The organism is Lentzea sp. NPDC102401 (genome assembly GCF_044765805.1).
Taxonomy (GTDB): domain Bacteria; phylum Actinomycetota; class Actinomycetes; order Mycobacteriales; family Pseudonocardiaceae; genus Lentzea; species Lentzea sokolovensis.
Window position 1 is genome coordinate 41,589 of record NZ_JBIWKS010000019.1, and the last position, 14,663, is coordinate 56,251.

Genomic DNA, 14,663 nt, shown 5'->3' on the forward strand with positions numbered 1-14,663 from the left:
AACTACCGATCCATTAGCGCTGGTCCGCATGATTACCCACAACAATCACACGCAAACATCGGAGATGAACATGTACCCCACCGTCACCGTGGAGCACTTGTCTTCCGTCCCCACCGCCACAGACGACTCCGACGACATGAAGATCTACCAGTTCGACCGTGAAGCCTCGATGGACTGGACCTGGATCGTCGGCTCCACCGGCTGGACCTCGCCCGGCGACCGCTTCCAGGCTCACGAAGACGTCCTCGCGGCATGAGACCCGAACTGGCCGAACCGGGCGAGCAACGCATCGGGTTCAAACGACATCTCCGGCCGCAGATCGTGCAGGGTGAAGCCGTCTACCTCATCGGGGAATCCGGCGTCACGGCGATTTCCGGCACCCACGTGGAATCGCTCGCGCCGTTGCTCGACGGCACCCGCGACCTGGCCGCGCTGCTGCGCGACGTCCCAGCCGATCTGACCGCCGACACGGTGGCGCGCATGCTCACGCGCCTCGCCGCGGCGGGACTGATCGGCAGACGGGGCACGGAGGACGGTTCGGCCACGACAGAGGCCTCGCTCGCGTACTGGGACGCGGCGGGTCTCGACCCCACGGACGCGGCGGCGGCGACAACGACGTCGCTGGTCTCCGTCGTCGCGATCGGCGACATCGATCGTGGCGCGCTCGTGGAAGCCTTGCACCGCAACGGACTCACGGTCACCTCGGGGAGTGGTGACCTGACAGTGGTGGCGTGTGCGGACTACCTGGCCCCCGAACTCCGCGACGTCGATGCCGCACATCGTGCGGCGGGCACGCCGTGGCTGCTGGTCAAGCCGGTCGGGGCGCAGGTGTGCGTCGGTCCTTTCTTCACCCCCGGCGACGGCCCCTGCTGGCGTTGCCTGGCCGTCCGCCTGTCGGCCAACCGCAAGGCGGAGGCCCACGTGCGAGCGCGGTGCGGACAGCGTGGTCCCGCACCCCGTCCGGCCATCGGACTGCCGTCGCTGCAGGCGACGGCTCTGGACATCGCCTCGGTCGAGGCGACCAAGTGGCTCGCGGGTGTCCGCCACGAGACGCAGCAGTCGATCTGGAACTACGACAGCCTCACCATGAAGGTCACGCAACACGACGTGCGGCGCCGTCCGCAGTGTCACGGCTGTGGTGACCCCGAAGTTGTCGCGCGCAGGGCGTTCGAGCCGGTCGAACTCACGAGTCGCGTGAAGCGCTCCTGCGAGGGCGGCGGCCATCGGTCGTCGTCCCCGCAGGAGGTGCTCGACACCTACCGGCACCTCATCGGACCCGTCACCGGCGTCGTGCGGGAGATCCGCCGGAACGGTCGCGGGCCGGCGTTCTTCAACTCGTTCGTGTCCGGCTCGAACGTCGCGGCTACGGGCGAGGGCGTTGAAGGACTGCGTTCGTCGCTGCGCGCCGACACCGGAGGCAAGGGCGTCACTCCGCTCGACGCCCAGGTCGGAGCGCTCTGCGAGGCCGTGGAGCGGCGCAGTGGCACCTTCTTCGGCGAGGAGGCGCGGGTGAGCGGCAGCTACTCCTCGCTGGGCGACCTCGCGATCCACCCCGACGCCGTGCAGCAGTACCACCCGCGCCAGTTCGCGGACCGCCATGCGTGGAACGCGGACCACTCGGCGTTCCAGCACGTCACCACCCCGTTCGACGAGGACGAGGTGATGGACTGGTCCCCGCTGTGGTCGCTCACCGAGCAACGGCACAAGTTCCTGCCCACCGGCATGCTCTACTTCGGCGCCCCCTGTCCGCCGAGTGTCGCGTCGGACTCCAACGGCTGCGCCGCGGGCAGCAGTCTGGAGGACGCCATGCTGCAAGGACTGCTCGAACTGGTCGAACGGGACGCGGTCGCCATCTGGTGGTACAACCGCACGCCGGTGCCCGGCTTCGACCTGGACTCGTTCCGCGACCCGTGGATCAGCGAACTCCGCGAGGTGCACGCGGGCCTCGGCCGTGAGGTGTGGCTCCTCGACGTCACCGCGGACCTCGGCGTGCCGACGATGGTCGCCGTGTCCCGCCGCACCGACAACGGACCGCGCGAGGACATCATGTTCGGCTGCGGTGCCCACCTGGATCCCCGCGTCGCGGCACGACGCGCGCTCACCGAGCTGAACCAGTGCATGCCCGCCCTGTGCGGACAGGTGGACCTGTCGGAGTTCGACGTCGACATGCGGCACTGGATCGAGACCGTCCGGCTCGCCGACCACCCCTGGCTCGCTCCCGACCCCTCGGCGCCCGCGCGCGACGTCTACCACCACGGTCACGTCCACCGCCCCGACCTGACCGACGACATCCGCGCCATCCAGAGCACTCTGGAGGCCAAGGGGATGGAGGTGCTGGTGCTGGACCAGACCCGGCCCGACGTCGGACTCCCGGTCGTCCGGGTGGTGGTGCCGGGACTGCGGCACTTCTGGTCGAGACTCGCTCAAGGGCGCCTCTACGACGTTCCGGTACAACTTGGTCGGCTGGCACGACCGCGGCAGTACGAAGAGCTCAACCCGATCCCGTTGTTCATGTGATGCTCACCCGTCAGAGCGGAGGCGCCGTGGTGCCCACGCAGTCGCACATCCCCGAAGGGCGGCCGCTGTGGTCGTTGCTGGAGGACGCCTTCGTCGACGAGGGCGCCGAGCACCTGACGGTGCACGGCAGATGGGGTGCGATCGAGATCGCCGACACGAGCCCGCTCGTGCGCGAGGCGTTGCACCGGATGAGCCTCGGACCGGTGGCACTGGAGAACATCTCCGCCCTGCACGAGAACTTCGTGCGGTGGAAGACCGGCTCCGGGCCGTGCCTCATCTGGCGCAAGCTCAAGAACACGCTCGACGAGCTGGGCGGTTGTCTTGTCCCGTCGCTCGGGTTGAACGACGGCGCCGGGCCGATCCTGTCGGTCGTCGCGGTCACCCGTGACGCCGTTTTCGCGTTGCCGCACATCGATGAGGACGCGGTCGTCCGCATGCGGCCGCGCACCGAGATCGAGCGCCTCAACGGAGACCAGGCGCTGGCGTGCCCAGGACTCTCCTATCAGGTGATCCTGCACAGCGCGCCCGCCACGGAGATCGCGAAGTCGTTGCTGCACAGCGAGAACACGATCGCCGAGGTGGCCGAGGCGTTGCAGGTGGAGAAGACTCTGGTCGGAGATGTTGTCGCTTATCTGGCGGGGGCCGGACTCGTCGTCGTCCAGAGGTGTTGAGCCATCGCCATGTTGCTCCGATCGCGGATGGTAAAACGCGGGACTTCCCAGGAAGCGCCCGTATCATGGCCGCGTCCCGACCCTCGCGTGGGAGCTGCTGTGACGCTACGACAGGAACGCTCGTCGGTCTCCCGTCGTTTGGCGTACGTCGTGATCAGCGTGGTGTTCGCCAACTACCTCGGCAACGCCTTCATCTACGTCCTGCAGGCCGGCGCCACGCCGGTGCGGATCGTCGGCTCGCTGGCCTGCCTGCTCGCGATCGGCTACCTGCAGCTGGGAGTGTTCTCCCGGCCGGACGCGAACCTGCGGTCCACCAAGGCGTACCTGGCGCTGGGAGCGATGGCGCTGCTGGTGTTCGCGCCGGTGCCGTTCTTCGCCTACGCGTGGGGAGGCATGCCCGGTTTCCTGGCGGGAAGTTGCCTGCTGGTGCTGCCCGGCCGGGTGCGGTGGTTCGTGTTCGTCGGCGTGGCGCTGGCCAACGCCGCGACCAAGGCGGGACCAGGCGTCCAGTTCGGCCTGCTGGCCTACGCCGTGGCGGCGTCACTGGTCGCGGGCCTGGTCGTCTACGGCCTGTCCCGGCTGCCCTCCCTGGTCAAGCAGCTGGAGACGGCCAGATCGGACCTCGCCGACCTCGCGGTGTCGCAGGAACGGCTGCGGTTCGCCCGTGACCTGCACGACCTGCTCGGCTTCAGCCTGTCGGCGATCACGCTGAAGGTCGAGCTCGCCCGCAAGCTGATCGGCGAGCGCACCGACCACGCCCTGCGCGAGCTGGCGGAGATCCTCGGCATAGCCCGCGAGGCCCTGACGGACGTTCGTGCGGTGGCGTCGAGCTATCGCGAGCTGTCGCTGGCCGACGAGATCGAGTCGGCGCGGTCCGTGCTGACCGCGGCGGGCGTCACGGCCACGATCGACGTGGACGGCACCGAGCTCTCACCCCGGTCGCGGACGGCGCTCGCGACCGTGTTGCGCGAGGGCGTCACGAACCTGCTGCGGCACAGCGAGGCGTCCCGCTGCTCGATCACCATCAGCGGTGACGGCCGGATGGCGTCGATCGACATCGTCAACGACGGCGCGCCCGCCGAGACCCTCACCGACCGGGGCAGCGGCCTCGCGAACCTCGCGACCCGCACCGGGGCCGTCGGCGGGTCACTGCTGGCCCAGTCCTCCGCGGACGGCACCTACCGGCTGCACGCCGAGGTGCCGGCCGAACCGGTCCCGGCAGAACCGGCGAGCGACTCGCGACGACCGGCCGGTCCCCCGATCGCGACCCGGTTCGCGCAGGTGCTGCTCACGGCCGTGGTGGTCGGGTACGCCTTCATGGCACCGATGCTGGCGTCGTACAACCCCGCTGTCAGCGCGGCCGCACTCGCGACCGCCGCGGTCAGCAGCGCGGTGATCGCCACACTGGTGCTGACCATCGTGAGCCGTCCGCGCGTCCGGATGCACCCGGCGCTCGGTTACGCGGCGCTGGCCGGGCTCGCCGCCGCCGTGTACGTGCCGCAGTTCGTGTTCCACAACCCTTATCTGGGCGGTGTGCCGGGCTTCCTCGCGGGCTCCGCGGCGCTGATCCTGCCCCGGTGGTTCGGCTGGGCGGGGTTCGTGGCGGTCGTCGCCGGTCAGGGCGTCATCCAGGGCATGTTCCACTATCCGGCCGTCGACATCGCCTATGGCGTGATGGCGGCGATGAACCACGGACTCGTGCTGTACGCGCTGACCCGATTGCGTTCGATGGTGACCGAACTGCACGAGGCACGGGAGGAGCTCGCGACCGCGGCGGTGACGCAGGAAAGGCTGCGGTTCGCCCGCGACCTGCACGACCTGCTCGGCTACAGCCTCTCGGCGATCACGTTGAAGAGCGAGCTCACCCACCGGCTGGCCGTCGTCGATCCGGACCGGGCCCGGCAGGAACTCACCGAGGTGCTGGAGATCTCCCGCCAAGCCCTCGCCGACGTCCGGTCAGTGGCGCTGAGCTACCGCGAACTGTCGTTCGACGAGGAGACCCAGTCGGCGCAGGCGTTGCTGTCCGCCGCCGACATCAAGGTCACCGTGCGGATCGACGCCTGCGACCAGCTGCCCAAGGAGGTGACCGTGACGCTCGCGACCGTGCTGCGTGAGGGCGTCACGAACCTCCTGCGGCACAGCAAGGCCGAACACTGCGAAATCGTGCTCGCCAGCTCGCGTGACCTGGTCACGATGGACATCGTCAACGACGGCATCCCCACGGTCGAGCAGAGATCCCGTGACGGCAGCGGGATCGGCAACCTCACCACCCGCGTCCGCGCGCTCGGCGGCGACCTGCAGGCCGGACTCACGTCCGAGCACACCTACCGGCTCCGCGCCGAGATCCCGTTGCCGCTCAACTGAGTCACTCAACGACCGCGTGAGTGCCATCATGGCCGCGTCCCGACCCGTACGTGGGAGCCGCTGTGACGCCAGGACAGGAACACTCGTCGGTGTCCCGCCGGTTGGCGTACGTCGTCATCAGCGTGGTCTTCGCCAACTACCTCGGCAACGCGTTCCTCTACGTGCTGAACGCCGGTGCGACCCCGGCGCGGATCGCGGGCTCGCTCGCCTGCCTGCTCTCCATCGGATACCTGCAGCTGCGGGTGTTCTCCCGGCCGGGCACGAACCTGAGATCCCGTGGCGCGTACCTGGCGCTGGGCCTGATGGCGCTGCTGGTGTTCGTGCCGGTGCCGTTGTTCCCCAACGCGTGGGGCGGCATGCCGGGATTCCTCGCGGGCAGCGCCCTGCTGGTGCTGCCCGGCCGCGTGCGGTGGTTCGCGTTCGCCGCCGTGGCGCTGGCCAACCCCGCGACCAAGGCCGGGTACGGCGTCCCCACCGGCGTGCTGGCCTACTACGTGGCGTCCTCGCTGACCGCGGGCCTGGTCGTCTACGGCCTGTCCCGGCTGCCCTCGCTGGTGGCGCGGCTGGAGACGGCGCGTTCCGAGCTCGCCGGCCTGGCGGTGGCGCAGGCGAGGCTGGGGTTCGCCCGTGACCTGCAGGACCTGGTCGGTTTCAGCCTCGCGACGATCACGCTGAAAGCCGGCGTCGCCCGCGGGATGATCGGGGAGCACACCATTCGGGCGACGCACGAGGTCGCGCGGATCATCGGCATCTCCCGCGAGGCCCTGACGGACGTGCGCGCGGTCGCGTCGAGCTACCGCGAGCTGTCGCTGAGCGACGAGATCGAGTCGGCGCGGTCCGTGCTGGCGGCGGCGGGCGTCGTCACGACGGTCGAGACCGGCCACCCCGAGCTGTCGCCGCCGGCGAGGACCGCGCTCGCGACGGTGCTGCGCGAAGCCGTCTCGAACCTCCTGCGGCACGGTGGAGCGACCCGCTGCTCGATCACGATCGGCGGTGCCGGCCGAACGGTGTCGATCGACGTCGTCCACGACGGTGTGCCGGCGGGCGCCGGCCAGAGCGACGGTCTCACCACCCTCGCCACCCGCGTCGCCGCCGCCGGCGGATCGCTGCTCGCCCAGGTGGCCGGTCCGGACGGCACCTACCAGGTGCACGCCGAGGTGCCCGCCTCCCCCGCGCCGGCCGAGCCGGTGAGGAGGCCGCGGTTCTCCGGTCCGCCGATCGCCACGCGGTTCGCGGGGGCGCTGCTCACGGCGGTGGTGATCGGATACGGCGTCATGGCGCCGCTGCTGGCGTCGTACAACTTGGCGACCGGCTTGACCAAGCTCGCGGTCTGCGCGGCGAGCAGCGCGGGCATCGTCGCGCTGGTGCTCGGTGTCGTGAGCCGTCCGCGCGTCCAGCCCGGTCCGGCCGGCCACGCGGCGCTCGCCGGGATCGCCGTGCTCGTGCTCGTCCCCCAGTTCGTGTTCCACGACCCGTTCGTGGGCGGGGTCCCCGGCTTCCTCGCGGGCGCCGCGGCGCTGGTCCTGCCGCGGCGGCCGGGCTGGGCCGCGTTCGCCGTGGTCGTCGCCGGCCAGGGCGTTGTCCACGCCGTGCTCGGCTCCGCCCCCACCGACGTGGTGTGGGGCCTGATGGCGACGACGAACCACGGGCTCGCGTTGTACGCGCTGACCCGGCTGCGTTCGATGGTGACCGAACTGCACGAGGCGCGGGAGGAGCTCGCGACGGCGGCGGTGACGCAGGAAAGGCTGCGGTTCGCGCGTGACCTGCACGACCTGCTCGGGTACAGCCTCTCCGCGATCACGTTGAAGAGCGAGCTCACGCACCGGCTGGCCGTCGTCGATCCGGACCGGGCACGCCAGGAGCTCACCGAGGTGCTGGAGATCTCCCGGCAGGCTCTCGCGGACGTCCGATCAGTGGCGCTGAGCTACCGCGAGCTGTCGTTCGACGAGGAATCCCGGTCGGCGCAGGCGTTGCTGTCCGCCGCCGACATCGAGGTCACCGTGCGGATCGACGCCTGTGACCACCTGCCAGGAGAAGTGAGGGTGACCCTCGCGACCGTGCTCCGCGAAGGCGTCACGAACCTCCTGCGGCACAGCAAGGCCGAACACTGCGAGATCACGCTGTCGTCGTCACCGGACCTCGTCTCGCTGGACCTCACCAACGACGGAATCCCCTCCGTCGCAAGGAAGTCCTCCGACGGCAGCGGGATCGGCAACCTCACCACCCGCGTCCGCGCGCTCGGCGGCGACCTGCTGGCCGGCCCCGTCTCCGAGCAGACCTACCGGCTGCACGCCGAGATCCCGTTGCCGCTCAGAGCATCTCGATGACCGCGCAGCCCCAGCTGTAGCCGGCGCCCACGCCGAACATCACGATCCGCTGGCCCGACGTGGCCTTGCCCGTCTGCACCAGGTGGTCGAAGCTCGCGAACTGGTCGCCGGCACCGAGGTGCCCGACCGTGCGGCTCCACGACCACGTGGTGCGCTCCGGGTCGATGTCGTACGGGCGCAGGTAGTTCACGTCCAGCCGGCGGCGGCCGAAGTGCGGCAGGATGATCCAGTCCGCGTCACCGATCTTCATGTCGGCGTCGGACAAAGCCTGTTCGACGGCGAGCGCCTGGCCCGCGTTGGCCTTGTTGATGCCGTAGGACAGTCCGAACTCGCGGCTGAACGTGTGCTTGGCCTCCTCGAAGTCCACCGGGATGCGGTGCGAGAACGGCGCGAGGCCGAACGGCACGTCGCCGCGGTGCAACGGTTCGAGATCCGAGTCAGCGTTGATGGCCAATGAAAGCAGCTTCGCGTAACCGCCACGAGTGGACAGCACGAGAGCCGACGCGCCGTCGCCGTAGGGCGTTCCGGGGTCTGTCTTCCAGCGGTCGATTCCCGGCAGGCAGAAGCGGTCTGAGGACGTCAGGAGGGCATCCCTGCCGGGACGGGCGACCAGGTAGGACACCGCGAGGTCCATCGCGGCCAGTCCGCCGTTGGACATCTGCCGGATCTCCAGAGCCAGGCAGGAGTTCCTGACCGTCTCGCGCTGGATGTAGGAACCGACCGGCCACAGGTCCTGGCCCTGGTGGTAGGTGGTGGCGTGCAGGATCAGGTCGACGTCGTCGGGCTGCGATCCCGCCCGTGCCAACGCGACCCGTGCCGCCTCGACCGCCATCTCGGCCGCCGACTCGTGCGGGGACACGGACACGGACTCGACGTCCGTGCGCGAGACGAGTTTCGGCTCGCACTCCCCCGACGCGATCGCGTCCGCGACGTTCAGCGTCGAGGGCAGGCGCACGCCGCTGCCATTGACGAAAACATCCTTCACTCGCACCGCGGTCAGACCTCCTTCAGAGCACGTGCGACGCGCACGACGCGTTCCGCCTGGATCTGGGCCGCCTGCAACGCGATCTCGTCGACCGGCAGGTTGTCCGCGCCCAGGACGTGAGAGGTGCCGTAGGGGTTCAGGTTCCCTCCCGGCGGCACGATGATCCCGCCGAAGTGGCAGACCATGTTGTAGATCGACACGAGCGTGGTCTCCATGCCCCCGTGCAGGCTGCCGCCCGAGGTGAACGCGCTGTAGACCTTGTCGGCCAGCAGACCGCTGAACCAGGCGGGCCCCAGCGTGTCGATGAACTGCTTGAGCTGCGCGGACACGTTGCCGAAGCGGGTCGGCGTGCCGAAGACGACGGCGTCGGCCCACAGCACGTCGTCGACCGACGCGACGGGCACGTCCGCGGTCTCCTCCAGGTGCGCCGCCCAGGCGGGCCTGGACCGCCACGCCGCCTCGGGCGCCAGCTCCACAGCCCGTACCAGCCGCACCTCGGCGCCGTGCTTCTCGGCCGTCTCGGAGATCTCCGAGGCGATCCGGTGAATCGTTCCCGTCGAGGAGTAGTACACGACTGTCACGTTGACGCTGCGTTCCATGACGCATCCCTTCGCGAGGCAGCTCGGTTCACCCTTGCCGGGCCGCCTTGATGTGGCGTGGAGCGCGACATGAACGTTGGGAGATATGGTGTCGCGCGGAGGGGCGCGATGATCAGGGTTCTGCTCGCGGAGGACATGCACATGGTGCGCGGTGCTCTCATCGCGCTGCTCAACCTCGAACCGGACATCGAGGTCGTGGCCGAGGTGAGCTCCGGCGACAAGATCGTGCCGGCCGCGCGCCAGCACGGTCCCGACGTCTGTGTGATCGACATCGACCTGCCGATCCTCGACGGACTGAGTGCCGCGTCGACGATCCGCGAGACGATGCCGCAGGTCAGGACGTTGATGCTGACGTCGCTGGGCCGTCCGGGGACGTTGCGCAGGGCGTTGGCGGCCCGCGTGGACGGTTTTCTGCTCAAGGACGCGCCGCCGACGGAGCTCGCCGACGCGATCCGCCGCGTCGCCGCCGGGGAACGCGTCGTGGACAGCCAGCTGGCCCTGGCCGCGTGGGACCGCGGCGAGTGCCCGCTGACCGACCGCGAGCTGGAGGTCCTCCGGCTGGCGGCGAACGGCGCCGACGCGCCTGACATCGCTGTCGCGCTGTCCCTTTCGGTCGGCACGGTCCGCAACTACATGACGACGATCATGACCAAGCTCAACGGCCGCAACCGGGTGGACGCCATCCGCATCGCCGAGGAAGCCGGCTGGCTCTGACGGCTCTGCGGACGGCATCTCCTCAGGCCGCCTTCTGCTGGCTGGCGCGCAGGTCGAAGCCGGGCCTGGCGACGATCTCCGGGGTGAGCGAGTTGCCGCCCTCCAGGATCCGGCGCCCCATCAGGAAGTCGATCGGCCTGTTGTAGGCCTCGATTCCAATCAACCTGTCATTTTTGAAGCAGAACACCGAGAACCTGCCCTCGGCCGGGTCGCCGACGGTGACCGTGCGGTCGTGGCCGTTGGTGAGGCCCGCGGTCTGCAGCTTCACGTCGTACTGGTCGCTCCAGAACCACGGCAGGGCGGTGTAGGGCTCCGCGCTGCCCATGATGGCCGCCGCGACCGTGGTGCCCTGGTCGGTGGCGTTCTGCACCGATTCCAGGCGGATCAGGCCGCCGGCGTGCGTGCTGGCGAACCGCGCGCAGTCGCCGAGCGCGTGGATGCGCGGGTCGACGGTGCGCAGGTGGGAGTCGACGAGGATGCCGTTGTCGACCGCGAGCCCCGCGCGCTGGGCGATCTCGGTGTTCGGGATGACGCCGATGCCCGCGACCACGAGGTCCGCGACGAGCACCGTGCCGTCCGTGAGCTCGACCAGGCCTTCCCTGACCGCGGCTACGCCCGTTCCGGTGAGGATCTGGACGCCTTCGCTGCGGTGGCGGTTGACGAGGTGCTGGGCCGTCTCCGCGGACACCGCCCGTTGCATCACCTGGCCCTGTGCCTCGACGACGGTCACCTCGTGGCGCAGTTTCCTGACCACGGCGGCGAATTCGAGGCCGATGAACCCTCCGCCGATGACGACGACGTCGAGCCCGATCTGGCCTTCGAGCCGCTGCCTGATCGCGTCCGCGTCGGCGACCGTGCGCAGGTTCAGCACGTGCTCGGCGCCGGGGATGGGCAACGGCCGCGGCCGCGCGCCCGTCGCGAACACCAGGTGGTCGTAGCTGATCGTGCGGGCACATCCCAGCACCGCGACCCGTGTCTGGCGGTCGACCCCGATCACCCGCTCGTTGGTCACGAGCTTGATGCCGTGGTCGTCGTAGTAGGAGTCCTGTCTCAGGACCAGCCCGGCGAGGTCGGTCTCCCCCGCCAGGTAGGCCTTCGTGAGCGGGGGCCGCTGGTACGGCGCGGCCTGCTCGTCACCGATGAGCGTGATGGGGCCGCGGTGTCCCTGCTCGCGCAGGGACACCGCGACCTGGCAGCCCGCCTGCCCGGCCCCGACGACGACTACCGACTCGCCGCGCATGTCAGTAGTTGCCCAGCCCGCCGCAGACGTTGAGCGCCTGCGCGGTGATCGAGGACGCGGTGTCCGTGGTCAGGTACGTCACGAGACCGGCGACCTCTTCCGGCGTGCTGTACCGACCCAGCGGGATCTTGGCGTTGAACTTCTCGAGGACCTCTTCCTCGGAGACACCCCAGTGGTTCGCGTAACCCTGGCGGACCCGGCTGGCCATCGGCGTCTCGACGTAGCCGGGGCACACCGCGTTGACGGTGATGCCGGACTTCGCGAGCTCGATGCCGACGGCCTTGCTGAACCCGACGACGCCGTGCTTGGACGCCGAGTAGGGCGCGGCGAACACGACGCCCTGCTTGCCTCCGGTGGAGGCGATGTTGATGATCCGGCCCCAGGACTGCTCGACCATCTTGCCGGTCGACAGCACCTCCTTGGTGAACCGGAAGACACCGTTGAGGTTGGTGTTGATGACGTCGAGCCAGAGGTCCTCGTCCAGCTCGGCGGTGATGCCGCCGCCACCGCGACCCGCGTTGTTCACGAGGATCTCGATGGGACCGAAGACCTCGACGGCCTTCTGCACCGCGGTGCGGATGTCCTCTGTGGACGTCACGTCGGAGGCGGCGCCGTCGGCCTCGATGCCTTCTTCACGCAGCTGCTTCACCGTGGTCTGGACGTTCTCGGCGTTGCGGGCCACGACGAAGACCGCGTGCCCCTCCCTGCCGAGGCTGCGGGCGACCTCGAGACCGATTCCGCTGGTGGCGCCCGTGACCAGGGCGACCCGTCGCTTGCTCATGCTTCTCTCCCTCAGAGTTGCTTCTCAGGCATGTGCACGACGAGCCCGTCCTGCTCCTCGGTCACGGGGATCTGGCAGCTCAGCCGGCTGTTCTCCTTGCGCTCGCAGGCGGTGAAGTAGAGAAGCTCGTCCTCCACCTGGTGCATCTGCGACAGCGGCTTGGTGTTCTCCGGATCGACGTACACGTGGCACGTACCGCACGAGGCCCCACCACCGCACTGGGCGACGATTCCCTTGATGCCGTTGAGAACCGCGCCGCGCATCACGGAGTCGTTCTGGGCAACGTCGACAACGGTCTCGATGCCGTCGTGCGAAACGTAAGTGATCTTTGGCATGGCAGTTCTCCCACGGATCTGCGGCTCGCCGGACGTGGTTCACCTTGAACGTCATCGCTTTGCACGTGGTGGAGACCACCTTGAGCGTTCATGGGCTTGCTGGAACGGCAAGTTCGCGTGCGTTCCTCTCCAGACCGACCGAGAATCGAGCCATGTCCAGGAAACGTGACCAACCTCCGCCGCCGGGGAAGGGTGGGAGCGAGGCAGAGGTCCTGCGCGGGTTCCTCGACTACCTGCGTGCGGCGGTGGTCGCCAAGGTGGAGGACGTGCCGGAGCCACAGGTCCGGGCCGCCGCGGTGCCGTCAGGGACGAACCTGCTGGGACTGTTGCGCCACCTCACGTTCGTGGAGCGAGCGACGTTCCTGGGCGAGAAACCCAGGAGCTGGAAGGCGACGTTCCACGCGCCGGCGGACGACGACGTCTCCGACGTCGTGGCCAGCTACCGAGAAGCGGTCAGGCGCGCTGACGACGTGCTCGACGGCAGCACTGTCGAGGACGTCCGCTGGAGACTCGTGCACATGATCGAGGAGACCGGCCGGCACGCTGGGCACGCGGACGTCATCCGGGAGCTGATCGACGGCTCCACCGGACGCTGAGCGAACACTCCGTCCCGCCACGAACCGGGCGGGTGGCTCGCGGTTCCGCTGGCATTCGAGCAGGTCTTGCGACGCTGCGGTGTCGGCGTACACCCACACGCGGAGGTTCCACCGTGCCCCTCAAGGAGTTCTACGACCAGCAGGTGAACTGGTCACCGCCGTTCGAGGACGGCCTTGAACGCGCGACGGTCGTCGTGCCACGCGACTATTCCGACCCGGACGGTCCCAAGCTCACCATCGCGATCGCCCGTCTCAAAGCCACGGACAGGTCCCAGCGGCGCGGCGTCCTGCTGGCCGTCAACGGCGGACCCGGCGGCGATGGCGGCGACGGCCTCGGGCTGATCAAGCGTCTCGGCAAGCGGGTGCGGACCGCCTACGACCTCATCGGGTTCGACCCGCGCGGGTACGGCGAGTCCACCAAGCTCTACGCCGAGGTGACGATTCCCAAGGCGCCCTTCGACTCCCGGCCGCCGGACTCGCTCTTCGAGCAGCTGGCCGAGGACATGCGGCTGCGCGAGCTGGGATGTGAGAAGGGCGGCGGCGAGCTGCGCCCGCACATCACGACCCGCAACACCGCCCGTGACATGGACCTGATCCGGGTCGTGCTGGGCGAGGAGAAGATCTCGTTCGTCGGGTACGCGTACGGCGTGTACGTCGGCGCCGTCTACGGCACGATGTTCCCGGAGAACCTCGACCGCACGGTCCTCGACTCGTGCATCAATCCACAGTGGACCTGGCGCGAGCAGTTCGTCACACAGGCGGAGGCGGTCTACCGCAACGTCGCGCTGTGGGCGGACTGGACCGCCGAGCGCGACGGGCACTTCCACCTCGGCAACACCCCGGAAGCCGTCATCGCCGAGATCGAGGCCGTCGTCGAGAAGCTGGAAGAAGGCGACCAGATCCAGCTCCGCACGCTGTTCGACGGCGCGGTGGGCACGAGGTCCACGGACCGCGGGCAGTGGGACTCGCTGGGCTACCTGATCGGCGACCTGCGCACCACGTTGCAGGACGCCAACTACGAGAAGGCGCGGGCGCTGATCGTCGGGCAGGCCACCTGGCGGCCGCAGGACTCCGAGGGCGACCTGCGGGTCGGCGTGCTGGAGGCCATCACGCTGGAGACCTACTGGCCGCAGGACCTGGAGGTCTACTGGGCCGACGTCCGCAAGCACCGCGCCGAGCACCCGTACGGGTACGGCGTGCTGCGCGCCCAGCCGTGGGTCGGCGCGTTCCGGACGTTCGAAAGCCTGGAGCCGCCGACGAAGCTCGCCCAGCCGGGCTACCCCAAGGGCCTGGTGGTGCAGGCCGACGGCGACCCGATGGACCGCGTCGAGGGCGGCATCGAGCTGGCCGCGCTGCTGGACCACCCGCTCGTCCTCATCGAGGACTCCGGCGACCACGAGGTGTACGGGTTGGCGGGCAACGAGGTTCTCGACTCGCTGGTCGACGACTACCTCGTCGACGGCGTGCTGCCGGCGAGCAAGCACACCAGGATTCCCGGGCACGTGCAGCGCCCGGACATCCCGAAGGACTGACG

General features: G+C 69.4%; 13 protein-coding genes. 8 read left to right on the plus strand and 5 right to left on the minus strand.

Annotation, left to right across the window (positions count from 1 at the left end):
* The first annotated feature begins 70 nt into the window (after positions 1 to 70).
* The 5 genes from ACIRG5_RS43485 to ACIRG5_RS43505 all read left to right on the plus strand — a co-directional run bounded on the left by ACIRG5_RS43485 (position 71) and on the right by ACIRG5_RS43505 (position 7,879).
* A complete protein-coding gene (locus ACIRG5_RS43485; protein WP_402916457.1) occupies positions 71 to 256 on the plus strand; it encodes a hypothetical protein in 186 nt (61 codons plus the stop codon).
* Positions 253 to 2,517 carry a TOMM precursor leader peptide-binding protein gene (locus ACIRG5_RS43490; RefSeq protein WP_402916459.1) on the plus strand — a complete coding sequence of 755 codons (2,265 nt, stop codon included), beginning with the start codon at positions 253 to 255 and terminating at the stop codon, positions 2,515 to 2,517. The genes ACIRG5_RS43485 and ACIRG5_RS43490 overlap by 4 nt, the downstream gene beginning before the upstream one ends.
* Positions 2,517 to 3,188, plus strand: coding sequence for a hypothetical protein (locus ACIRG5_RS43495; RefSeq protein WP_402916461.1), 672 nt, complete (start codon positions 2,517 to 2,519; stop codon positions 3,186 to 3,188). Before ACIRG5_RS43490 ends, ACIRG5_RS43495 begins: the two co-directional genes overlap by 1 nt.
* Before the next feature lie 99 nt (positions 3,189 to 3,287).
* Positions 3,288 to 5,552 carry a sensor histidine kinase gene (locus ACIRG5_RS43500; RefSeq protein ID WP_402916463.1) on the plus strand — a complete coding sequence of 755 codons (2,265 nt, stop codon included), beginning with the start codon at positions 3,288 to 3,290 and terminating at the stop codon, positions 5,550 to 5,552.
* A gap of 62 nt (positions 5,553 to 5,614) precedes the next feature.
* Complete coding sequence (locus ACIRG5_RS43505) at positions 5,615 to 7,879, plus strand: sensor histidine kinase (protein ID WP_402916465.1); 2,265 nt, start codon at positions 5,615 to 5,617, stop codon at positions 7,877 to 7,879.
* Here the strand turns inward: ACIRG5_RS43505 and ACIRG5_RS43510 are convergent.
* Together ACIRG5_RS43510 and ACIRG5_RS43515 are read right to left on the minus strand one after the other, a co-directional pair.
* Positions 7,863 to 8,870: a ketoacyl-ACP synthase III family protein gene (locus tag ACIRG5_RS43510; protein ID WP_402916467.1), complete on the minus strand. Its 1,008-nt coding sequence runs from the start codon at positions 8,868 to 8,870 to the stop codon at positions 7,863 to 7,865. The genes ACIRG5_RS43505 and ACIRG5_RS43510 overlap by 17 nt on opposite strands.
* Before the next feature lie 5 nt (positions 8,871 to 8,875).
* Positions 8,876 to 9,463 carry a flavodoxin family protein gene (locus ACIRG5_RS43515; protein ID WP_402916469.1) on the minus strand — a complete coding sequence of 196 codons (588 nt, stop codon included), beginning with the start codon at positions 9,461 to 9,463 and terminating at the stop codon, positions 8,876 to 8,878.
* Positions 9,464 to 9,571: 108 nt separating this feature from the next.
* Here ACIRG5_RS43515 and ACIRG5_RS43520 point away from each other — a divergent pair, with 108 nt between their 5' ends.
* Positions 9,572 to 10,177 carry a DNA-binding response regulator gene (locus ACIRG5_RS43520; protein ID WP_090070935.1) on the plus strand — a complete coding sequence of 202 codons (606 nt, stop codon included), beginning with the start codon at positions 9,572 to 9,574 and terminating at the stop codon, positions 10,175 to 10,177.
* Positions 10,178 to 10,199: 22 nt separating this feature from the next.
* On the opposite strand, the gene ACIRG5_RS43525 is transcribed toward ACIRG5_RS43520, so the two are convergent.
* The 3 genes from ACIRG5_RS43525 to ACIRG5_RS43535 are packed head-to-tail and all read right to left on the minus strand — an operon-like array spanning position 10,200 to position 12,533.
* A complete protein-coding gene (locus ACIRG5_RS43525; RefSeq protein WP_402916472.1) occupies positions 10,200 to 11,417 on the minus strand; it encodes an NAD(P)/FAD-dependent oxidoreductase in 1,218 nt (405 codons plus the stop codon).
* Between the two features lies 1 nt (position 11,418).
* Positions 11,419 to 12,198: an SDR family NAD(P)-dependent oxidoreductase gene (locus ACIRG5_RS43530; RefSeq protein WP_319978442.1), complete on the minus strand. Its 780-nt coding sequence runs from the start codon at positions 12,196 to 12,198 to the stop codon at positions 11,419 to 11,421.
* Between the two features lie 11 nt (positions 12,199 to 12,209).
* Entirely contained in the window at positions 12,210 to 12,533 is a 324-nt protein-coding gene (locus tag ACIRG5_RS43535; protein WP_093600065.1) for a 2Fe-2S iron-sulfur cluster-binding protein, read from the minus strand.
* A 152-nt stretch (positions 12,534 to 12,685) separates the two neighbouring features.
* Here ACIRG5_RS43535 and ACIRG5_RS43540 point away from each other — a divergent pair, with 152 nt between their 5' ends.
* A complete protein-coding gene (locus ACIRG5_RS43540) occupies positions 12,686 to 13,129 on the plus strand; it encodes a DinB family protein (RefSeq protein ID WP_402916475.1) in 444 nt (147 codons plus the stop codon).
* Between the two features lie 113 nt (positions 13,130 to 13,242).
* Positions 13,243 to 14,661, plus strand: a complete 1,419-nt coding sequence (locus tag ACIRG5_RS43545) for an alpha/beta fold hydrolase (protein ID WP_402916477.1) — start codon at positions 13,243 to 13,245, stop codon at positions 14,659 to 14,661.
* Positions 14,662 to 14,663: the final 2 nt, after the last annotated feature.

Bases quoted from the DNA above. Each gene is read 5' to 3' on its own strand.
- ACIRG5_RS43485 (WP_402916457.1), top strand. From the start codon at position 71: ATGTACCCCACCGTCACCGTGGAGCACTTGTCTTCCGTCCCCACCGCC.
- ACIRG5_RS43490 (WP_402916459.1), top strand. From the start codon at position 253: ATGAGACCCGAACTGGCCGAACCGGGCGAGCAACGCATCGGGTTCAAA.
- ACIRG5_RS43495 (WP_402916461.1), top strand. From the start codon at position 2,517: ATGCTCACCCGTCAGAGCGGAGGCGCCGTGGTGCCCACGCAGTCGCAC.
- ACIRG5_RS43515 (WP_402916469.1), bottom strand. From the start codon at position 9,463: ATGGAACGCAGCGTCAACGTGACAGTCGTGTACTACTCCTCGACGGGA.
- ACIRG5_RS43520 (WP_090070935.1), top strand. From the start codon at position 9,572: ATGATCAGGGTTCTGCTCGCGGAGGACATGCACATGGTGCGCGGTGCT.
- ACIRG5_RS43525 (WP_402916472.1), bottom strand. From the start codon at position 11,417: ATGCGCGGCGAGTCGGTAGTCGTCGTCGGGGCCGGGCAGGCGGGCTGC.
- ACIRG5_RS43530 (WP_319978442.1), bottom strand. From the start codon at position 12,198: ATGAGCAAGCGACGGGTCGCCCTGGTCACGGGCGCCACCAGCGGAATC.
- ACIRG5_RS43535 (WP_093600065.1), bottom strand. From the start codon at position 12,533: ATGCCAAAGATCACTTACGTTTCGCACGACGGCATCGAGACCGTTGTC.
- ACIRG5_RS43540 (WP_402916475.1), top strand. From the start codon at position 12,686: ATGTCCAGGAAACGTGACCAACCTCCGCCGCCGGGGAAGGGTGGGAGC.